Origin of the sequence: Simiduia curdlanivorans, assembly GCF_030409605.1 — a bacterium.
GTDB lineage: Bacteria > Pseudomonadota > Gammaproteobacteria > Pseudomonadales > Cellvibrionaceae > Simiduia > Simiduia curdlanivorans.
The window spans coordinates 101,463-120,640 of the sequence record NZ_JAUFQG010000004.1 but is presented as its reverse complement, the minus strand read 5'-3'; the positions used below and the strand labels follow the sequence as shown (position 1 = coordinate 120,640).

At 51.2% G+C, this 19,178-nt stretch carries 22 protein-coding genes; 13 read left to right on the top strand and 9 right to left on the bottom strand.

The window, feature by feature from the left end:
* Window positions 1-17 precede the first annotated feature (17 nt).
* The 8 genes from QWY82_RS00805 (at window position 18) to QWY82_RS00770 (ending at window position 9,422) form a co-directional block, all read left to right on the top strand.
* Window positions 18-1,973 (top strand): TonB-dependent receptor domain-containing protein, encoded by a 1,956-nt coding sequence (locus tag QWY82_RS00805; RefSeq protein ID WP_290259207.1) that lies wholly within the window; start codon window positions 18-20, stop codon window positions 1,971-1,973.
* A 46-nt stretch (window positions 1,974-2,019) separates the two neighbouring features.
* Window positions 2,020-2,610 carry a PepSY-associated TM helix domain-containing protein gene (locus tag QWY82_RS00800; protein WP_290259206.1) on the top strand — a complete coding sequence of 197 codons (591 nt, stop codon included), beginning with the start codon at window positions 2,020-2,022 and terminating at the stop codon, window positions 2,608-2,610.
* Window positions 2,607-3,077, top strand: coding sequence for a DUF2271 domain-containing protein (locus tag QWY82_RS00795; RefSeq protein WP_290259205.1), 471 nt, complete (start codon window positions 2,607-2,609; stop codon window positions 3,075-3,077). The genes QWY82_RS00800 and QWY82_RS00795 overlap by 4 nt, the downstream gene beginning before the upstream one ends.
* 54 nt (window positions 3,078-3,131) lie before the next feature.
* Entirely contained in the window at window positions 3,132-3,965 is an 834-nt protein-coding gene (locus QWY82_RS00790; protein ID WP_290259204.1) for a DUF4198 domain-containing protein, read from the top strand.
* A gap of 69 nt (window positions 3,966-4,034) precedes the next feature.
* A complete protein-coding gene (gene cobO, locus QWY82_RS00785; RefSeq protein ID WP_290259203.1) occupies window positions 4,035-4,637 on the top strand; it encodes a cob(I)yrinic acid a,c-diamide adenosyltransferase in 603 nt (200 codons plus the stop codon).
* Between the two features lie 65 nt (window positions 4,638-4,702).
* Window positions 4,703-4,882, top strand: a complete 180-nt coding sequence (locus QWY82_RS00780) for a hypothetical protein (protein ID WP_290259202.1) — start codon at window positions 4,703-4,705, stop codon at window positions 4,880-4,882.
* A 202-nt stretch (window positions 4,883-5,084) separates the two neighbouring features.
* Window positions 5,085-7,820: a M16 family metallopeptidase gene (locus tag QWY82_RS00775; protein WP_290259201.1), complete on the top strand. Its 2,736-nt coding sequence runs from the start codon at window positions 5,085-5,087 to the stop codon at window positions 7,818-7,820.
* A gap of 126 nt (window positions 7,821-7,946) precedes the next feature.
* Window positions 7,947-9,422: a cobyric acid synthase gene (locus QWY82_RS00770; RefSeq protein ID WP_290259200.1), complete on the top strand. Its 1,476-nt coding sequence runs from the start codon at window positions 7,947-7,949 to the stop codon at window positions 9,420-9,422.
* A 71-nt stretch (window positions 9,423-9,493) separates the two neighbouring features.
* On the opposite strand, the gene QWY82_RS00765 is transcribed toward QWY82_RS00770, so the two are convergent.
* Window positions 9,494-10,264 (bottom strand): PEP-CTERM sorting domain-containing protein, encoded by a 771-nt coding sequence (locus QWY82_RS00765; protein WP_290259199.1) that lies wholly within the window; start codon window positions 10,262-10,264, stop codon window positions 9,494-9,496.
* A gap of 234 nt (window positions 10,265-10,498) precedes the next feature.
* A complete protein-coding gene (locus QWY82_RS00760) occupies window positions 10,499-11,083 on the bottom strand; it encodes a DNA-3-methyladenine glycosylase I (protein WP_290259198.1) in 585 nt (194 codons plus the stop codon).
* Between the two features lie 105 nt (window positions 11,084-11,188).
* Between QWY82_RS00760 and QWY82_RS00755 the strand changes: the two genes are divergently transcribed.
* From QWY82_RS00755 to QWY82_RS00735, 5 genes are all read left to right on the top strand, one after another.
* On the top strand, window positions 11,189-11,740 hold the full coding sequence (locus QWY82_RS00755; protein WP_290259197.1) for a hypothetical protein: 552 nt from the start codon (window positions 11,189-11,191) through the stop codon (window positions 11,738-11,740).
* 4 nt (window positions 11,741-11,744) lie between these two features.
* Complete coding sequence (locus QWY82_RS00750) at window positions 11,745-12,722, top strand: alpha/beta fold hydrolase (RefSeq protein ID WP_290259196.1); 978 nt, start codon at window positions 11,745-11,747, stop codon at window positions 12,720-12,722.
* A 60-nt stretch (window positions 12,723-12,782) separates the two neighbouring features.
* Window positions 12,783-13,220: a D-aminoacyl-tRNA deacylase gene (gene dtd, locus QWY82_RS00745; RefSeq protein ID WP_290263403.1), complete on the top strand. Its 438-nt coding sequence runs from the start codon at window positions 12,783-12,785 to the stop codon at window positions 13,218-13,220.
* A 124-nt stretch (window positions 13,221-13,344) separates the two neighbouring features.
* Window positions 13,345-14,415: an HD domain-containing phosphohydrolase gene (locus tag QWY82_RS00740; RefSeq protein ID WP_290259195.1), complete on the top strand. Its 1,071-nt coding sequence runs from the start codon at window positions 13,345-13,347 to the stop codon at window positions 14,413-14,415.
* A 68-nt stretch (window positions 14,416-14,483) separates the two neighbouring features.
* Window positions 14,484-14,711, top strand: a complete 228-nt coding sequence (locus QWY82_RS00735) for a hypothetical protein (RefSeq protein WP_290259194.1) — start codon at window positions 14,484-14,486, stop codon at window positions 14,709-14,711.
* A 60-nt stretch (window positions 14,712-14,771) separates the two neighbouring features.
* Here the strand turns inward: QWY82_RS00735 and QWY82_RS00730 are convergent, their stop codons facing one another.
* The 7 genes from QWY82_RS00730 to ubiB all read right to left on the bottom strand — a co-directional run bounded on the left by QWY82_RS00730 (window position 14,772) and on the right by ubiB (window position 19,153).
* The gene (locus QWY82_RS00730; RefSeq protein WP_290259193.1) at window positions 14,772-14,981 is read right to left on the bottom strand and encodes a cold-shock protein; all 210 of its coding nucleotides are present in this window, start codon (window positions 14,979-14,981) and stop codon (window positions 14,772-14,774) included.
* A 315-nt stretch (window positions 14,982-15,296) separates the two neighbouring features.
* Complete coding sequence (tatC, locus tag QWY82_RS00725) at window positions 15,297-16,034, bottom strand: twin-arginine translocase subunit TatC (protein ID WP_290259192.1); 738 nt, start codon at window positions 16,032-16,034, stop codon at window positions 15,297-15,299.
* Window positions 16,027-16,449: a Sec-independent protein translocase protein TatB gene (gene tatB / locus QWY82_RS00720; RefSeq protein WP_290259191.1), complete on the bottom strand. Its 423-nt coding sequence runs from the start codon at window positions 16,447-16,449 to the stop codon at window positions 16,027-16,029. Before tatB ends, tatC begins: the two co-directional genes overlap by 8 nt.
* 23 nt (window positions 16,450-16,472) lie before the next feature.
* The gene (gene tatA, locus QWY82_RS00715; RefSeq protein ID WP_290259190.1) at window positions 16,473-16,703 is read right to left on the bottom strand and encodes a twin-arginine translocase TatA/TatE family subunit; all 231 of its coding nucleotides are present in this window, start codon (window positions 16,701-16,703) and stop codon (window positions 16,473-16,475) included.
* A gap of 9 nt (window positions 16,704-16,712) precedes the next feature.
* Window positions 16,713-17,045, bottom strand: a complete 333-nt coding sequence (locus tag QWY82_RS00710) for a phosphoribosyl-ATP diphosphatase (RefSeq protein ID WP_290259189.1) — start codon at window positions 17,043-17,045, stop codon at window positions 16,713-16,715.
* Entirely contained in the window at window positions 17,042-17,428 is a 387-nt protein-coding gene (hisI, locus tag QWY82_RS00705) for a phosphoribosyl-AMP cyclohydrolase (protein WP_290259188.1), read from the bottom strand. The genes QWY82_RS00710 and hisI overlap by 4 nt, the downstream gene beginning before the upstream one ends.
* Window positions 17,429-17,524: 96 nt before the next feature.
* Window positions 17,525-19,153: a ubiquinone biosynthesis regulatory protein kinase UbiB gene (gene ubiB, locus QWY82_RS00700; protein WP_290259187.1), complete on the bottom strand. Its 1,629-nt coding sequence runs from the start codon at window positions 19,151-19,153 to the stop codon at window positions 17,525-17,527.
* Window positions 19,154-19,178: the final 25 nt, after the last annotated feature.

Below are 19,178 nucleotides of genomic sequence, written 5' to 3'. Positions count from 1 at the left end.
TGATAATGGACCGAGATATGAAAACGTTTAGTTTGGGGCTGCTAAGTTTTGCGCTAGCACAGTCGGTGTTAGCTGCAGGTACAGTGGATGTTGATGTAGAGCAAGAGCCGGCTGCCGCCGCTAGTACTTCGATTGAAACCGTGCAGGTGTGGGCAACTCAGGTCAAAAGCTCTTCGGTTTTCCTCGGTGAAAATCAAATTGCCACCAAGCAGGCAGATCACTTAAGTGAGTTAATGCGCGATATCCCCGGTGTGGACATTGGCGGTACCCATTCAGTTAACCAGCGCATCAACATTCGCGGCCTAGACGATCGCAATCTCAACGTCACAATCGACGGTGCAAAGCAAACCAATTATATGTTTCACCACATGGGAAACCTGTTAATTAACCCGGATATTTTACGCTCAGTGGATATCGATGTGGGTGCCAATTCGGTATTGACGGGTGCCCTAGGTGGCGCAGTTAGGTTTGAAACCAAATCGGCCCAAGATTTATTGCAGGGCGAGCGCTTCGGCTCGCGAGTGCAGTTAGGTTATAACTCCAACGCTTCCTTGTCGGGCTCCTTCACCGCCTACGGTCAGCTGAGCGACAGTGTCGATTTATTGGCTTATGTGAATCAGAATGACCGCGATAATTTCGAAGATGGCGATGGCACTGAAATTCTCGGCAATGACGGTGTGCAGAATAATGGCTTAGTTAAAGCCGGCTGGAATATTAACCAGGACCATCGCCTGACGCTGAGTTTTGACAAGTATCAAGATAAAGGTGATTACACGCCGCGCCCCGATATGGGCGTGGCAACGAATGCCGCTATTTCCGGTGCCACGCTCTACCCCACAGAGTTTGGTCGCGAAACGTGGAACTTAGGTTATCAGGGTGAATTGCAAAATGAGCTGATGCTATCGGCGAACCTGTACAGCAATAGTTACGATCTCGAACGAGACAATCTCAGTGTGATTACCGAAGGCAGCGCGGAAAATACGGGTGTTACCTTTCTGACCCAGTTGCCTTTTAGCGCCGGTGTAGAGCATTTGCTGAGTGCGGGCCTAGAGAGCAATACCTACACCACGGAATACATAACTGGTGGCGTGAGGTTAGGTGGCGAAGAGCAGCGGCTCGATGCGATTTATATTCAAGACCGTTTAAGCCTTACCGACACATTCTTTGTGACACCCGGTGTGCGCTACGATCAGGTTACTATGGATGCGGTATCCGTTGAAGAAGATTTTAGCGATACCAGTTTTGCACTGGCGGCTGAATGGTTTGTCACCGACAGCTGGCAACTACTGGCCAGCTCTACGGAAGTGTTTAAGGCACCGGAATTAACTGAAGTGTTGGTCGGCGCTGGCTATGGCAAAACTCCCAATCCTGCGCTGAAGCCTGAAACTGCGCGCAATGACCAAGTGGGCGTGCGTTTTTCGCAAGATAATTTTTTAGGCGCAGATGAGTTTACGACCGGTTTTAATCTTTTCCAAACCGAGATTGAAAACTACATCAGTTACTCAAGCCTGCAAGATGTCAACTTAGGCGATGTGGGTATTACCGGTGGCGAGTTTAGCGCTAACTATCAGCTGGAAGAGTTTACCGCACTGTTCACCTTTGCTCGCTCGCGTAGTGACACGCACGATACGAGTGCAACCAATAGTCTCGATAGAGAAGTGGGTGATAGTTTCGGTTTGGCCTTTAGTTACAGGCTTGCCGACGTCGATTTATCGTGGAATTCCCAGTGGCATGCAGAGGAAAAGACACAGGAAAAACCGGCCTACGACGTCCATAATTTTTCTGCTCAGTGGCAGCCAGCAGCGATACAGGGCTTGGCCCTGATTGCCGGTGTGGACAATGTGTTTAACGAACAATACACCTCTCACGCCTCGCGCGTTGGCGATACAGTGCATCCGGTATTTGGTGAGTTAATATTAAATGACTACGAACCGGGTAGAAATTTCAAATTAACCGCATCTTACGAATTTTAGCTTTTAGGTCGCTCCTTCGAGCGCTAGTTCAGCGCTCATTTTTATTATGAATCCAACCTTTTCAAAAATTAGTCGAACTACCCATTGGATTAGCTCTGCCTTGGGTTTGGCCAGCTTATTATTTTTCTCGGTAACGGGCATCACGCTCAATCACCCTGATTGGTTTAAAGCCGCGCCGAAAGTAGAGGTAAGTGTTATTCAGCAGCCGGATATTTGGCTGGCGGAGTTTAACCAGGCCAGTGAAACAGATCAGTTGGCTGCAGTGGCCAAGGCCATTAATCATGCTTGGCATCTCCCTGTGCCGCGCAACATTGAGCGCGACGATGTGGAATGGGTGCTGGATTATCAGCGTCCTGGCGGTATCTCAACTGTGCTGCTGGACCTAACCAGTGGTGTCATGACATTGGAGCAAGTAGATGATGGCGCTGTTGCCCTAATCAACGATTTGCATAAAGGTCGGCATGCGGGTAGTGCTTGGTTATTGTTTATCGATGTGGCCGCAATAGTGTGCATTTTTTTCTCTCTTACCGGCTTATTTTTATTGTTTGTTTACGCAAAAAAACGTGCATCCACTTGGCCGCTTGTGCTTTTAGGTGCTGCACTTCCTGTGTTGTTGTTCTGGGTATTTGTGCCATGACTAAATATTTTTTCACCTGTTTTTTATTTGTTTTTTCTACTGTCGCTTGGTCGGCGCAACTCGAGGTTGAGTTTGAGATACCAAAAATTGATACGGCTGAATACCATCGCCCCTATGTAGCCGTGTGGGTTGAGACCGATAGGCGCGAACCGCACGCCCAGATTCTAGTTTGGGTTGAACAGGAAAAGTGGTTCCGGGACTTACGCAGTTGGTGGCGACGGGGGGGGAGTACTTTGGCTTTCCCGATTGATGGTGTGTCGGGCGCGACCCGTAAGCCAGGCATGTATCAGGAACGTAAGGTTGTCGATCTTCCCTCTGGTAATTACACCTTGAATATTGAAGCCGTGCGTGAAGTGGGGGGGCGCGAGCATATCAAGGTGCCCTTGCATTGGCAGGGGCAATCGTGGACTCACACTGAGCAAGGTCGCTCAGAGTTAGGGCAAGTTTCTTTTTCAGTTGCACCGTAAAACCCGAAATTTCATTCATCCTAGTTGAAACTCAAATGTCGAGGAGTTCATTTCATGCGAGCTTTACTGTCTAACCGTTCAAAAAATGCCTTAAAGGTATTGGTTTCTATTGCGTTATGTTGCGCTGTTGGCAGCGCTCAGGCGCACAAGCGTTGGCTTTTGCCCACCGACTTTTCATTGAGCGATGCCGAGTGGGTAAGTGTGGACTACACCGCGTCAAATAATGTGTTTTACGTGGACAAGGGCATGCCGCTGGATGATATTTCCGTGCTCTCACCCTCTGGCAAAGCAGAAGCGTTAGGCAACCCAATACAGAGCAAGCGCCGCTCGAGTTTTGAGGTTCACATAAAAGAGCAGGGTAGCTACCGTATTATGAGTGGTGGTGAGCCGATGTACTTTGTCGCATACACGGTGCCGGGCAGTAAAGAGGTTAAGCGTGCACGAGGGCCGCGGGATAAATTAGCCCGCGAGTTGCCTGAAGATGCAAAGGATGTGAAGTACATGGCATCGGTTTCTCGCATAGAAACCTATGTAACCTTAGGGCAGCCGTCGATTGTGAAGCCTGAACAGCCAGAGCCAGGTATTAGCTTGCAAATTATTGACCATCCTAATGCACTCTATGCTGACGAACCTGCGCGGTTTCAATTTTTGATGGACGGTAAGCCGGCCAAAAACTTAACGCTAACCCTATTACCCGAGGGCACGCGCTACCGCGATCAGCAAGCGGAAAAAACCTACACAACTGATGGCGATGGCAAGGTCAGTGTTGAATGGCAGGGCGCTGGGCGCTACCTGCTTGAAGCCGGTGTTGAAACCGCGTCGAGCGATAAGACGATAGCCAAAGTCATGTATAGCTATTACCTAACGCTGGATGTACTTAAACCTTAATTTCAGCGGCCAAGCGATCAGTTCGGTATAGTGATCGCCATGGCTAACGTGGAAATTAAGGTAAATAAAATGACAGATGAAAAAGCCACTAAACATAAAGAGCGTATGGCTCAGCGCAAGCGCTTGGTGGACGCCGCTGTGGCCCGCGCAACAGAAGAGCGCGGCGTGGTGATCGTGCTCACCGGCGATGGCAAGGGCAAAAGCTCTTCTGCTTTCGGCACGGCCGTTCGCGCTGCGGGCCATGGTTTTAATGTGGGTATTGTTCAGTTTATTAAAGGCACCTGGGCCTGCGGTGAGCGGAATATTTTAGAAAAGCTCCCGAATGTTGAATTTCATGTGATGGGCACGGGCTTTACATGGGAGACGCAAGACGCCGAGCAAGACAAGCGCGCGGCAGAGCAGTGTTGGGCTAGCTGCAAGCACTTATTGAGCGACCCCGAGGTGCGCTTGGTGGTGTTTGATGAACTCACCTACATGTTGAATTACAAGTATCTCGATAAAAATGTGATTATCGAGGCGATTAAAGCCCGGCCGAAAGATCAAAGCGTGATTATCACCGGCCGCGGCGCCAAGCAATATTTACAGGACCTAGCTGATACCTTCAGCGAAGTGAAAGCGATTAAGCACGCCTTTCACGCCGGTGTGGCGGCGCAAAAAGGGATTGAGTGGTAGGGGGGGCAGCTTAAAGGACCAAAAGTTGGTGCTGCTAGGCGAAAGGAGGTTGCAGGTTACTGGGCGTGCGGCAGAGGATTATTGGCCGCAAGCCGCAAGCCGCAAGCCGCAAGCCGCAAGCCGCAAGCCGCAAGCCGCAAGCCGCAAGCCGCAAGCCGCAAGCCGCAAGCCGCAAGCCGCAAGCCGCAAGCCGCAAGCCGCAAGCCGCAAGCCGCAAGCCGCAAGCCGCAAGCCGCAAGCCGTAAGCTGCATGGCCGGCCCCCGCAGGCTACAGGCCAGAAGGCAAGAAAAGGGGTTTGAGGGTGAGGCACTTTGTCTCTGTTGATCTGCGATGAATGCTCGCATTTCTGGGTTTGATAGGCTTGCTTACTTGGGTCAGTGCGGTAATCTGCTGCATTTACACCGCTCTTTGCGGTGCAGCTACCTGTTAATAAATGGAGTTTACCCATGCTGAAAAAGCCCTTGGCTGCGGCCTGTCTTGTATTGGCCTCGGCCGTTAACGCTGGTCCCCTCACCGATTCTGTGCAAATCCCCTACGACACCTTTACCTTAGATAACGGTTTGCGCGTGGTTGTGCATACGGACCGGAAGGCGCCCGTGGTGGCGGTTAACGTCTGGTATCACGTGGGCTCCAAGGATGAAAAGGTCGGTAAAACGGGCTTCGCGCACCTATTCGAACACTTGATGTTCAATGGCAGCGAAAATGCGCCGGGTGAATTTTTTGAGCCCTTTGAAAAGGCCGGCGCCACCAATATGAATGGCACCACTTGGCTCGACCGCACAAATTATTTTGAAACTGTGCCTACGCCTGCGCTGGATATGGCGCTGTGGATGGAGTCTGATCGCATGGGGCACATGCTCGGTGCTATCGATCAAAAAACGTTAGATGAACAGCGCGGTGTCGTACAAAACGAAAAGCGCCAAGGTGATAATCAGCCCTATGGCAAGGCTTGGGATATTTTACAGGCAGCCGCCTTTCCCCAAGGCCACCCCTATTCCTGGAGTACTATTGGCTCCATGGCCGATCTCAATGCCGCGTCACTCGAGGATGTTAAGGCCTGGTTCCATGAATACTATGGCGCCTCCAACGCGGTGGTGGTTTTAGCCGGCGATATCGACGTCGAAACTGCCAAAGCGAAAATGCAAAAATATTTCGGTTTTGTGGCACCCGGTGAGCCGCTGGTGCGTCAGAAAACCTGGATTGCGAAACGCACTGAGCAAAAACGCGTTAAAACCCAAGATCGTGTACCTCAGGCGCGTTTGTATAAATCTTGGAATACGGCAGAGCTTGCCAGCACCGATAGCGATGTTTTACAAATTGTTGCCGAGCTTTTAGCAGGCGGAAAAAATTCGCGTTTGTACAAGCGCTTAGTACACGAAGATCAAATTGCCACTAGCGTCAATGTGGCTTATTTCCCCTTTGAGTTGGCCAGTCTATTTACCATCACGGCCGACGCCAAACCCGGCGTTGAATTGGCGCAAATCGAACAAGTGATAGACGAAGAAATCGCCCTATTTTTGAAAAAGGGCCCGGATAAAAAAGAGTTGGAGCGTGTGCGCACTAGCCTGTTTGCCGGCTTCGTGCGCGGCGCCGAAAAAGTTGGTGGCTGGGGCGGCAAGTCGGATATTCTCGCCTCTAATGCGGTTTATATGGGTGACCCAGGCGCCTTCAAAAAGAGCTTGTTGACCATGGAAGAGGTGGACACCAAGCAGGTCACCAAGGTGGCGAACCGCTGGTTAAGCTCGGGTGATTTGGTGTTGGAAATAACGCCTTTCCCAAGCTTAAATGCCGCGAGCACCGATGCCGATAGAAGCAAGATCCCCGACACTGGTGCGGTACCCCCATTGAGTTTTCCGGCGATCGAGCGCACCGAGTTGAGCAATGGTTTAAAGGTGGTGTTTGCTCGGCGCGATACCGTGCCGCAAGTCAATTTGGCGATGATGTTCGATGCCGGTTATGCCGCCGACTTCGGTAGCAAATTAGGCATTAATAAATTTGCCAGCAGCGTTATGTTAGAGGGTACTGAGAAACGCGACGCACTTGAAATTTCTGCCGAACTAGAGGGCTTAGGGGCGGTGTGGGGCGTTAATAGCGATGTTGACAGCACCAGCTTTAGTGTATCGGCGCTGTCGAGCAACCTTAGAAAAACCCTCGATATCTTTTCCGATATTGTGCAAAACCCGGCCTTTCGCGCTGAAGATGTGGAGCGCAAGCGCGCGCTGACTATCGCTGGTATCGGCCAGGAGAAATCCCAGCCTGTGTCTATGGCGCTGCGAACATTGCCGCCACTGTTATACGGCAATGATCACGCCTACGGTATTCCGTTAACGGGTTCGGGCACTGAAGCCAGTGTTGCGGATATTTCAATTGCCGATATGCGCGCTTATCACGAGCGCTGGATTCGACCCGATAACGCGACGCTCGTTGTGGTGGGCGCCATGTCGCTGGACGATTTGAAGCCTGAGCTGGAGCGCGCCTTTGGTAAATGGAAGGCGCCAAAAGCTGACAAGGGGGTGAAACAGTTGCACCAAGTTGTAGAGCAACCTAATTCGAGTGTTTACCTTATTGATAAGCCCGGCGCGCAGCAGACGGTGATTTTAGCCGGCCAGCTAATTCCCTCGGCTAAAGACAGCGCGAATTTGGCGGTCGATATGGCCAACACTATTTTAGGCGGCGCTTTTACCGCGCGCCTAAATATGAATTTGCGCGAAGATAAGCATTGGGCCTACGGTGCCTATACGTTTATTGTGGATGCTGCAGCGCAACAGCCCTTAATGGCTTACGCGCCCGTGCAAACGGATAAAACTAAAGAGGCAATTGCCGAAGTACAAAAAGAACTAACGGACTATTTAGGTAAAAAGCCAGCGCAAGCCGATGAGTTACATCGCTACCAGTTAAATGAAGTGGCGAAGTTACCGGGCAGTTATGAAACCATGAATGCCGTGTTAGGCGCGATGACTGGCCAAGTGCGCTTTGATCGCCCCGATGACTACGTAATAACTTACGCCGATCGCGTGCAGGCATTGACCATCGATCAAGTTCGCTCAGCCGCACAGGCCATCACACCGGAAAAATTGGTGTGGGTAATTGTTGGTGATTTAGCCAAAATTGAAGCGGGCGTTAGTTCGTTAAAATTGGGTGACATTAAGGTACTGGATGCCGATGGCAATGTGGTTCGATAATTTTATGTGAGTTAGCAGTTCACAGCTGACAGGAAAAGCCGGTGATTATTGCCGGCTTTTTTATGTACAGTATGTCGCGGGCGCGGGACGCGCAGTAGTGGGGGTGAATATTAAAGTTGAGTGCTCATGAGTAAAACATTGATGGTGCAGGGCACTACCTCTGATGCGGGTAAAACTACATTGGTGGCGGCGCTGGGCAGAATATTAGCGCGTAGGGGCTTTAGCGTAGCGCCGTTTAAGCCGCAAAATATGGCGTTAAATTCTGCGGTAACTGTTGATGGCGGTGAAATCGGCAGAGGGCAGGCGGTGCAAGCACAGGCTTGCGGTATTGCGCCACACTCGGATATGAACCCCATACTGTTGAAGCCCAGTAGCGATACCGGTGCGCAGGTTGTTGTGCAGGGCAGGGCCTTGTCCGATATGGAAGCGGCCAGTTTTCACGACTACAAAAAAGTGGCTATGGCCGCGGTAATAGAGTCTTACCAGCGATTAAGCTCGCAGTATGATTTTATTGTGGTGGAGGGAGCCGGCAGCCCAGCCGAAATTAATTTACGCGACGGCGACATTGCCAACATGGGTTTTGCTGAGGCGGTAGATTGCCCCGTGATTATTATTGCCGATATCGATAAGGGTGGGGTGTTTGCGCATTTAGTCGGCACCTTGGCGCTACTCTCCAAATCTGAGCAGCGGCGTGTGATTGGGTTTGTAATTAATCGCTTTCGCGGAGACTTATCGTTGTTACAACCGGGGCTCGATTGGCTAGAGCAACGCACGGGCAAGCCGGTGCTGGGTGTTATTCCCTACCTACAAAATTTACATATTGAAGCAGAAGATGCCTTGACCGCTAATTCACTAGGCGAGGATGGGCGAAGCCTAAAAATTAAAGTGCCGGTTTGGTCGCGCATCAGCAATCACACCGACTTTGATCCGTTGCGCTTACATCCTCAGGTGAGTTTCGAGTTTGTCGGACCTGGTCAATCACTGGCTGGTGCAGACTTGATTATTTTACCGGGCACGAAAAATACCCGCGCTGATTTAGCCTTTATGGCAGAGCAAGGTTGGGATATTCAACTAAGCAGCCACTTGCGGTACGGTGGCAAAGTGATGGGAATTTGTGGTGGCTTGCAAATGCTTGGACGTTGGGTTCACGATCCAATGGGGGTTGAGGGTGAGGCGGGGAGCTTAAAAGGTTTAGGTTTGTTAAATTTTGAAACCGAGTTGCGCGATAGAAAAACATTGCTCAATGTTACTGGAAAATTGCAGTTGCCTGGGTTTATTGAGATTGCCGAAGTAAGTGGCTATGAAATACATGCCGGCGTTTCTCGTGGCCCTGATTTACTGCGGCACATTATAACGCTAAGCGAGCAAGGTACATCCGAGATAAAACACGATGGCTGCCTATCGGACGATGGACGTATTCTAGTTAGTTACTTACATGGCATTTTTCATTGTGAAGAAGCCTTGCAGCTGCTGCTTCAGTGGGCTGGATTGGCAAAGGTGGCATCGTTAAATTATGAGCAGCATGTTGAAAATGAATTAAACCGATTAGCCGACGCGGTATCCGAGGCTATCACCATAGATGACCTATTAGCCTTGCTTTAGCCTAGCCTGAAATATTTTTTTTGGCATAAAAAAGGCGCCAAATAAGGCGCCTTTTTTATTTTTTACCTTGTCTACTTGCTAAGTCTTTTACGCGCTATTGCTAAGCCGAGAAGACCTAAGCCGAGCAATGCAAAAGGAGCGGGTTCAGGCACATCAACTTCTGCATGTGCTTCAATTACGTCGTTACCACAAGACATTGTCCAGTGGGCGTCCATGTTTAGGAAGCTAGAGCTTAAGCCCAAAGCACCAACATTAAAGCTGAACATGTTGTAGTAAGACGTTGCTAAGTCTGCGCCACTGCCAGAGCCTTCGTTCATTAACCCGCCGGTTAGAAATGCACCGCTGCTCATCGCAAAGGGGCTTGATCTGTCAAAGGCAATGTCGTTGTTCCAAGTATCTACCGCGTACAAGCCAGCGGCATCCTGACCAATGTTTTGCGGGTTATAGCTTGAGTTAACGCCGTTGTGGTAGGTCTTAGTGAGATTGCCAAAATCAATCGCATATTCGTAGGTGCTTTTATCGCCGTCAAACGATAAGGCTAGGTCGCCGTTATAGTAGTCTTTACCGTCGGTGCGGTAGTGCCCGTCTAAAATATCGAAACCTGTTTGTAAGCCGAATGAAAGTGTGCCTGTGCTGGCATCGTACTTGTAAAGTAAGTATTCAGCGTCGAAGGCTTGGCCGCCGTAGCCGGGGTTTACATAGTTTTCGTTAAGCGTATCGGTATCGCCATTGGTAACGGTCATAACCGTCCAGCCCGACCATACGTCCAACAGGCTGGCGGACGCGGACAGCGACATACTGGCAAATATGACCGCGGCGATTGATTTAATGAGACTTTTCATTGTCTTTGACTTTCCTTGTTGATGTGAGCTCTTCACTTGTAGCGAAGTGATGAGCTTTGAGTACAGCAAGGATGGTGCCAAGTGAAATAAGCTTATATTTTCAACCACTTAAGGTAATATCAGTCGCAGGCATGTAAAATTTCCCGACAAAATGATTAAGGCGCCAGTGGGGTAAACTTCCTTTGCCCCCACATATTGCGCCTTTGGGTCTGTAAATAAATCCGACAGCCTCCTTTACAACTTTTTACTGAGCTCGACACAGGCCCTATGCCGTGGGCAACTAAGGATATGGTCGTTAATCATGCCGGTAGCTTGCATATGGGCGTAGCAAATGGTGCTGCCGACGAAGTTGAAGCCATCTTTCTTCAATTGTTTCGCCAGCGCGTCTGAAATTGCGTTCGATGCAGGGATATCAGACATTTTCTTTAAGTTGCTTTGAATGGGTTTGCCATCCACGAAGCGCCAAAAGTAATCCACCAGATCGACACCTTGATCTTTCAGCGCCAGCCAGGCCTTGGCGTTGCGCACGGCGCTGTTGACCTTGAGCTTGTTGCGAATGATGCCAGGGTTTTGCAATAGCTTGTCTATCTTGGATTGGGAATAGCGTGCCAGCTTGTTGGGGTCGAAGTTATCGTAAGCGAGACGGTAGTTCTCGCGTTTGCGTAACACGGTGATCCAGCTTAGGCCCGCTTGCGCGCCTTCAAGCAGTAAAAACTCAAACAATCGCTGCTCGTCAAACAGCGGCACGCCCCACTCTTCGTCGTGATAGCGGTGATAGAGCTCGTCGCCATGACACCATTCGCAGCGTTTGTTTTCCATTCCTTCATTTCCTTTTGACCGATTAAAACTTAGGCCATGTAGCTTGGCGGGTTGATCTGTCGTCTACACTGACAGGATGACTGATTATATGTGGTAGGTACAATTATGTGGGTCAAATTGACGCTAATCTGGCTTGTCGCAATGGCGCCTCTCGCCCTTGCTCAGCACCCGACTGGCTGCGACGTGAAGCGGGAGGCGCCGGTCGCCTTCGTGAGTCAGGAGGTGCAGGATAAATTGACGGTGAGCGTTGTGGGCAACCCTTGTAGCGAGGCCACCGTTACACTTCGCATTAAAGATAAGCACGATCGAGAGGTCTACCTTTACGAGGGCATCTTGATCGATCACCTTCCCTTTATCATTTATGAACCAGATCTTCAGCCGCTGGTGACCTTTTTTGTTGAAAAGGTCATTCGCGATGGGTTTATTCGCACCACGGCTGACCTGCCGGCCTGGGAGCCAGTGGAAGACTATTACGACGCAACCAACGACATCATCATCGTGCCCGAGGCCGAATACGCAGCACTTATTCGCGCCAAGAAACCTATTTTTTGGCACGCGGCGGGCGATGCCACCTGGGCGCATGTGGTTTACGATTCGGCCACAGGCTACGGCCGCATCATTATGCGCGGCGGTGTCTTTCGCCCCGGGGCCAAGTAAGTAGATGCGCCAGGCCTATCCAGAAATTCGGCCCTTTGCCCGTGGCCATTGGTCCATTAATGGGCAGAGTATGTATGTGGAGCAAGCGGGCCAGCCCAATGGCATTGCGTTGCTTTACTTGCACGATGGCCCAGGGCTTGGCTGCCACCGCGCCGACCGGCGCTTGTTTGACCCGAACCGCTATCACCTCATTTTACCCGACCAGCGCGGTTGCGGGCGGTCTCAGCCGCACTTGTCCCTCACCGGTAACAATCGACAAGCGGTTTGCGACGATCTATTGGCCTTGCAAACTCAGTTGGGTATTGATCGCTGGGTGATCGCCGGCGCCGGATGGGGCGGTCTAGTGGCCCTAACGATGGCCATTGCTGCACCCACGTCGGTGCGCGCACTACTCTTGATTGGCACCAGCTTAGGTTCAGCTCAGGAGCTGGATTGGCAATTTGAGCAGGGAGCCCCGCAGGTATTTCCAGAAGCGTATCGCCAGTTGTGTAAAGCCTTAGGTGTGGCCGCTGGCGTGTCGGGCAAAGCACTGGTGGCTCGCGCCCATGAGCTGTTGAGCCAGGGCAATGAGTTGGAGCGTATGGCCGTGGCGAGGCAGTGGGCGCATTGGCTCGCCCATTGCGCTGGATTAAAGCCCCAGGGCGAGCTGCAAAAGGAGTACCTAGAGCCGCCGGTGGTGTTAGCTCAAGCGACTTTGCAAACGGCGTTTATGATGCGGCAATGGGATTGTGAGCACGATCTCGGTATACAAAGCCTTGCAGCCGTTGCTGATATTGCGACCACGTGCGTGCATGGCCGCTTTGATATGGTGGCGCCGATTGCACAGGTATTGGCGCTGCAAGACGTACTGCCAGATCTGAAACTGCACATAGTGCGCGAGGCTGGCCATTCCATGCGCGAGGCGCCCATGGTGGATGCAATCGTAAAAGCCCAGTCCGAGATCGCCGATTGCTGTGGTGCCATGCCATTGGATTGCGGCTGAGCTGTGGTTGAAACCTAGACTGCGCTAATATGGCGCATTTATGTGACAGTGAGATCTAGGGTGAAGGCTTTAATTCAACGGGTAACGCAGGCTTCAGTTGCCGTGGATGGCGAAACGATTGGCGCCATAAATCAAGGGCTACTGGTGTTGTTGGGGGTCGAAAAATCAGATGACGAGAGTGTCGCCGCAAAGTTGTTAGAGAAGTTACTGAATTATCGGGTTTTCAGTGACAGTGAAGGGAAAATGAATTTAAGTGTGACTGATATCGATGGCGGTATTTTATTGGTGTCACAATTTACCTTGGCCGCCGATACGAAAAAAGGTTTGCGGCCGGGCTTCTCGTCGGCGGCGGCACCCGAGGCTGCCAAGGCGCTGTATGAGCACTGTTTGCAATGGTTACAGGCTCGGCACGCGACGGTGGCCGCTGGTCAATTTGGTGCCGATATGCAAGTGAGTTTAACCAATGACGGCCCAGTGACGTTTATGTTGCAAAGTTGATGGCAGGGTTGCTGTAAGAGTTAGTTGAAGAGTTAAACCTCAAACCTTGTCGGGCGTTAACTAGGAAGTAGGGTAGATTTCCCCAGCTATAAAAAACAAAAAGAGTAGGGTGGTTAGCGTAAAAATGACACAAGTACACGATGGAAGTATTCTGATCGTCGATGACAATGCGGTAAACATTGTTATCGTGGAAAAGATTTTACGCCAGGACGGCTTCACCAATATCAGTACCACCACCGATGCCAAGCAGGTGCGCGAGCTGTATCAACAACACCATTTCGATGCAATATTGCTCGATGTACATATGCCTGACCTAAATGGCTTTCAAGTCATGGCGCAACTGCGCGAAGACAATCCGGATGACTACCTGCCTATCTTAATTTTAACCGCTGACCACACGGCAGAAACCCGGCATCAAGCCTTGAGCTCAGGCGCAAAGGACTTTATTAGCAAGCCCTTTGAAAGGGTGGAAGTGCTGTTTCGGGTGCGCAATTTGGTGGAGGTGCGCATGCTGCATAAACAAGTACTCGAAGCAAATGAGCACTTGGAGCAAAAAGTGCACGAGCGCACCCGGCAACTCTATCAGGCGCAGATAAAACTGATTGAATGCTTAGGTAAAGCGGCGGAGTATCGCGATAATCAAACCGGTATGCACGTGGTGCGCATGAGCCATGCCTCGGCCATGCTGGCGCGGCAAATGGGTTTGAGCGAGGATGAGTGTGAAATTATTCTGCATGCCAGCCCCATGCACGATATTGGCAAAATTGCGATCCCCGATGAGGTGCTGCTAAAACCAGGTAAGCTGGACAACAAAGAGTGGACCAAGATGAAATCCCACACTGAGGTGGGCGCCGAAATTTTGGGCAGTTATGATTCCAAGTTGATGGAAGTGGCCGCGATGATCGCAAAAACCCATCACGAGCGCTGGGATGGGCAGGGCTACCCCCAGGGATTGAAAGGCGAAGAAATACCCTTGTACACTCGTATTGTCAGCGTATGCGATGTGTTCGATGCGCTCACCTCGACTCGGCCTTACAAGGTGCCTTGGTCTGTTTCGAAAACGATTACTTATTTACAAGAAAATTCCGGCAGTCAATTTGATCCCAAGGTGGTGCAGGAGTTTTTGACCATCATTGACCAGGTGTTGGCGATTCGAGATGCTTATCCGGACAAGCCGTCTAGCCACACCCACTAAGCTCGCTGGCTTTGCATGCGGGCGCGCAACTGGTAAGTTATTACCACAATAAAAAAGAGGATTTAACGATGGACCCTTTATCTTCCGCGATGATGATGTTTGGCTTTGTGCTGTTGGCTGTGAGTTGGTTTTTATTGTTGCAGATCTCGTTTGACGATGACTTTTCTTGGGGCCTGACAACCTTGTTTCTGCCGCCCTTGTCTTACATTTATGCCTGCTTTGCCTGGGACAAGGCGCGCGATGCGGTTTGGTTTGCGGTGGCGGGTGTGGTGTTAGTGGCGCTTGGCGCGAGCTAGTAGATATAAATTGCGATTATAAAAAAAGGGCGCTAAGCGCCCTTTTTTAATTAACATCAATCACAGAGGATTAACGTTTTCGGCCTGTGGGCCTTTTTGACCTTGAGTCACGGTCATAGTGACCTTTTGGCCGTCGCGCAGAGTTTTACGACCATTGCCGCTGATGGCGCTGAAATGTACGAACACATCCTTGCCGCCTTCTTGTTCAATAAAGCCAAAACCCTTTTCGTCGTTAAACCACTTTACAGTGCCTTCAACCTGATCAGACATAGTTCTTCCATTTCTTTTGCAATTGCCCCAACGGCGGAGCCTTAAAACCTGTCCGCTGGTACTGCTAGTGAGCAAAAGCGGACGCCTTTCCTGCGCCGGTGGATCACAAGTAAACTTGTCAGAGCCAATACTTCTCAAAGCACAGATAAACTGATTCTACACGGATATTTTATTTTTGTTAGGGTAGATCAAGACTATTTCGGTGTTTCCTCTGCCAAAGTGTTGATTTTTACTCATTTTTATTCTTTTAGGTGAACTGGGTCAGTCCTAAGTGCAGGATCTAGGCGCGTTAGGCGGCTATAAGCATGAACTTTCTTAGGGGGTGACTTCTTTGTCTTCAGGCTTTTCTACGAGTCGCCCCACAAGCACGCCCGTTTCGAAAAGCAGCCACATGGGGATAGCCAATAGACTTTGAGAAATAATGTCTGGTGGCGTTAGTAACATGCCGATCACAAAACAACCCACCACAATGTAGGGTCTCTTGTTGGCGAGCGATGCCGAGGTGGTTAGGCCCATGGCAATCATGAGTACTGTGGCCACAGGTATCTGAAAGGCGAGGCCAAAGGCAAAAAAGAGTTTGAGGACAAAATTTAGGTATAGGCTGATGTCGGTCATCACCGTCACGCCCTCTGGCCCGACACTGGTAAAAAAACCAAACACCAGCGGGAAGACAATGAAGTAGGCGAAGGCCATACCGCCGTAAAAAAGCGTCACACTCGAGCAGAGCAATGGGAAGGCGAAGCGCTTTTCATGTTTATATAGCGCCGGCGCGATAAACCCCCACAACTGGAAGAGTAAGTAGGGCATGGCGGCGACGACAGAGGTAAATAGAGTCAGTTTAAAAGGGGTAAAAAACGGCGAGGTGACATCGGTGGCGATCATGCTGGCGTTGGGCGGCAGAAATTTTTGCAATGGCGCCGCGACGAAGGTGTAGATCTCGTTGGCGAAGTAGAATAGGCCGCAAAAAATAATAAGCACCGCCAGAATCATGCGCAAGAGTCGATCGCGTAATTCAATCAGGTGTTGTACCAGCGGTAGCGGTTGGTCAGTCATTGTTTTTTTGTACGTCTGTAGTGGGCGCTTTGTTCTCGTTGGCCTTTCCGTTTGCTTCGCTCGCCGGTTGGTCTTGCTGATTGTCTGGTGTAGCGCTTGGGTGGGTGTCTGGCTCATCCATGTGGGCGTGATCAGGCAGCTCCACTGGCTCGACGTAGTTATCTTTTAGCACTCGCTCAATTTCTTCGCGGCTGGCTTTTAGCTCGCGCATGATGGTTTCATTGTGCAGTTGGCGGCGAATATCCTCGGTGCCAAGCTGTTGCTCCAGTTCGGCTTTGGTCGCGCTGATGCTGCGCTTGAGCCGGCCAATCCAAAGGCTGACCGAGCGTATCGTTTCGGGCAGCCGCTCGGGGCCAATCACTAGCAGGCCAACAATGGCCACCAGTAATAGTTCAAAAAAACCGATATCAAACACCGGGGTTTATGCTCCCTGAGGAATTATTTTTGTTCTGACTTGGCGTCGGTTTTTTCCGCTGGCTGGTCGGCGCTCGCGGCTTTCTGGTCGTCCAATGCCTCGGGCTTCTTGTCTTCGCTCACGGCCTTGCGAAAGCCCTTGATGGCATCGCCAATGTCGCCGCCCAGCCCGCGCAAGCGCTTAGTGCCGAATAACAAAATGATGATGACTAAAATGATTAACAGTTGCCAGATACTAATTCCACCGAGTCCCATGGGATGCTCCTATTTAGAGGTTCGATTGGCTTTTTCTTCCAAGCCAGATAAGTCAAAGCGACGGGCTAGTTCCGTGAGCACATCGTTGGCCGAGAGGCCGAGGTGAGACAGCATGACTAAGGTGTGGAACCAGAGGTCTGCGGTTTCATAAATGACATCGTCGTTGCTGCCCGATAGGGCGGCATCTTTGGCGGCGATGATAGTCTCTATTGACTCTTCGCCCACTTTTTCCAGAATTTTGTTCAAGCCTTTGGCGTGCAGCGACGCGACATAGGAGCTATCGGCGTCGGCGCCTTTGCGCGCTTCTAACACGCGGGTTAATTGCTCGAGTACATCGCTCATTGATACATCTCGCTGGGGTCTTTTAATACGTCGTCGGTGATTTGCCACTCGCCCTTGCGCAGTACCCTGTACAGGCAGGACTCGCGCCCGGTATGGCAGGCAATGCCGCCCAACTGCTCAACTTGCAGGCAGATCATATCGCCGTCGCAGTCGAGTCTAATTTCTTTTACTTTTTGGCTGTGGCCAGAGCTTTCGCCCTTGTGCCAGAGCTTCTGGCGCGAGCGACTAAAGTAGACCGCTTCGCCGCGCTCTACGGTGAGGGCTAGGGCTTCGGCATTCATCCACGCCATCATCAAAATGCGGCCGGTTTTGGCATCCTGTGCGATAGCGGCCACCAAGCCGTCTTGGTTGAAGTTTACGTGATCGATAAAGGTGTCAGTCATTGTTTTGTTTCAAAATCCGGTGCTGTGGCTGTGCTTGGAGCATTCTAGCGTATCTGGGTGATGAAAGCTGTGGCTTAGCGAACGCTTTGCATAGGGTTAAGAAACGAGCCATAAATACAGGCCGAGCAGTCCTAGCGCCAGCGCGCTGGTGTTTAGTTGCTCGATCGCTGCCCGCGCCTCGGGCAAGCTCACGAGTGCGGCGCCGGCTAAGGCGATAAGTGCCAGACGATGGCGACGGGTCGCTCGCCGGGCTTGTTGTTGACGTATCTGTTCACGTGCCAGTGCTGTGCCTATGTCGGCTAGTTGTTTAGTCAGGTTTTCGCTGTTGCCAAGGGCGTCGTAAATTTTTTGCGGCATGTGCGGTAGTTTTTCCAACCACTCGGGGCCGAAACGTTTTATCTCTTGCAGCAGGGTTTTCGGGTGGTAGCGCTGCTTCAGCCACGCTTCTAGAAAGGGGTGAGCCGTGCTCCATAAATCCAATTGCGGATAGAGCTGGCGACCTAGACCTTCGATATTGAGCAGGGTTTTTTGTAGCAGCACTAACTGGGGCTGCACTTCCATGTTAAAGCGCCGTGCCGTTCTGAACAGTTGTAATAGCACCTGGCCAAAGGAAATTTCAGCCAAGGGCTTTTCGAAGATGGGTTCGCACACGGTGCGAATGGCGCTTTCGAAGGCGGCCACAGAGGTTGTCGCCGGCACCCAGCCCGAATCCACGTGCAACTGCGCCACTTGGCGATAATCGCGTCGAAACATAGCCACTAAGTTGCGCGCTAAATAGTACTGATCTTCCGTAGTGAGGCTACCCATGATGGCGGTGTCGACGGCAATGTAGCTAGGTGTGTCCGGTGTTTTGCGGCTGACAAATATATTGCCTGGGTGCATGTCGGCATGAAAAAAGTTGTGGCTGAACACCTGGGTAAAGAATATTTCTACCCCGCGCTCGGCCAGCATTTTCATATTGGTGTTTTGTTTTTCGAGCTCGGCTAAATCGCTAACCCCAATGCCGTAAATTCGCTCCTGCACTAAGACGTTTTCCCGGCAGTAGTCCCAGTACACATCGGGCACATACAGTAGCTTCGAGCCGAGAAAATTGCGCCTTAGCTGGGTGCAATTGGCGGCTTCCCTAAGCAGGTTTAGCTCGTCGGTAATGGTGATTTGGTAATCGTCGACTATTTCTACCGGGCGCAAGCGCCGGCCGTCCTGGCTGATCGCTTCGAGCAACTTGGCGATCACCTTGAGCAGGGCAATATCGCGTTTAATGGTGGCTAGCAGGTTTGGGCGCACCACTTTGACAATCACATCTTCGCCGGTATGCAGTTTTGCTGTGTGTACTTGCGCTATGGAGGCGCTGGCCAGTGGCTGGGCGGAAAAATCGCCAAAGCAGTCGGCAATCGGCTGGCCTAAGGCTTGTTCGACGATGCTAACGAGCTGGGTCTGGTCGAAGGCTGGCACCTTATCTTGCAGCTTTCTGAGTTCAAGCACTAATTCGGCGGGTACCAAATCTGGGCGAGTGGAGAGCAGCTGGCCAAACTTGATAAAAATAGGGCCTAGGCGCTCGAGGCTTAATCTGAGTCGCTCGCCATCGGTGGCCGCGGGCTTAGGCAGTAGGGCCAGCGGCGAGAACAACAGCGCTAGCCACCAAGGTTTGTTGTTGGGCAGCAGTAGGTCGAGCCGATAGCGTAGGGCGACACCTATGATTTGGAATAATCGAAATAAAGCGCGCACGCCGTTGGGCCCCTTAGACTGATGA

Excerpts from the sequence above, each read along its gene's own strand:
- QWY82_RS00770 (WP_290259200.1), top strand. The coding sequence starts at position 7,947 with ATGAGTAAAACATTGATGGTGCAGGGCACTACCTCTGATGCGGGTAAA.
- cobO (WP_290259203.1), top strand. The coding sequence starts at position 4,035 with ATGACAGATGAAAAAGCCACTAAACATAAAGAGCGTATGGCTCAGCGC.
- QWY82_RS00805 (WP_290259207.1), top strand. The coding sequence starts at position 18 with ATGAAAACGTTTAGTTTGGGGCTGCTAAGTTTTGCGCTAGCACAGTCG.
- tatA (WP_290259190.1), bottom strand. The coding sequence starts at position 16,703 with ATGGGACTCGGTGGAATTAGTATCTGGCAACTGTTAATCATTTTAGTC.
- QWY82_RS00765 (WP_290259199.1), bottom strand. The coding sequence starts at position 10,264 with ATGAAAAGTCTCATTAAATCAATCGCCGCGGTCATATTTGCCAGTATG.
- QWY82_RS00740 (WP_290259195.1), top strand. The coding sequence starts at position 13,345 with ATGACACAAGTACACGATGGAAGTATTCTGATCGTCGATGACAATGCG.
- QWY82_RS00750 (WP_290259196.1), top strand. The coding sequence starts at position 11,745 with ATGCGCCAGGCCTATCCAGAAATTCGGCCCTTTGCCCGTGGCCATTGG.
- tatC (WP_290259192.1), bottom strand. The coding sequence starts at position 16,034 with ATGACTGACCAACCGCTACCGCTGGTACAACACCTGATTGAATTACGC.
- hisI (WP_290259188.1), bottom strand. The coding sequence starts at position 17,428 with ATGACTGACACCTTTATCGATCACGTAAACTTCAACCAAGACGGCTTG.
- QWY82_RS00730 (WP_290259193.1), bottom strand. The coding sequence starts at position 14,981 with ATGTCTGATCAGGTTGAAGGCACTGTAAAGTGGTTTAACGACGAAAAG.
- QWY82_RS00800 (WP_290259206.1), top strand. The coding sequence starts at position 2,020 with ATGAATCCAACCTTTTCAAAAATTAGTCGAACTACCCATTGGATTAGC.
- QWY82_RS00795 (WP_290259205.1), top strand. The coding sequence starts at position 2,607 with ATGACTAAATATTTTTTCACCTGTTTTTTATTTGTTTTTTCTACTGTC.
- QWY82_RS00755 (WP_290259197.1), top strand. The coding sequence starts at position 11,189 with ATGTGGGTCAAATTGACGCTAATCTGGCTTGTCGCAATGGCGCCTCTC.
- QWY82_RS00790 (WP_290259204.1), top strand. The coding sequence starts at position 3,132 with ATGCGAGCTTTACTGTCTAACCGTTCAAAAAATGCCTTAAAGGTATTG.
- QWY82_RS00760 (WP_290259198.1), bottom strand. The coding sequence starts at position 11,083 with ATGGAAAACAAACGCTGCGAATGGTGTCATGGCGACGAGCTCTATCAC.
- QWY82_RS00775 (WP_290259201.1), top strand. The coding sequence starts at position 5,085 with ATGCTGAAAAAGCCCTTGGCTGCGGCCTGTCTTGTATTGGCCTCGGCC.
- QWY82_RS00735 (WP_290259194.1), top strand. The coding sequence starts at position 14,484 with ATGGACCCTTTATCTTCCGCGATGATGATGTTTGGCTTTGTGCTGTTG.
- QWY82_RS00710 (WP_290259189.1), bottom strand. The coding sequence starts at position 17,045 with ATGAGCGATGTACTCGAGCAATTAACCCGCGTGTTAGAAGCGCGCAAA.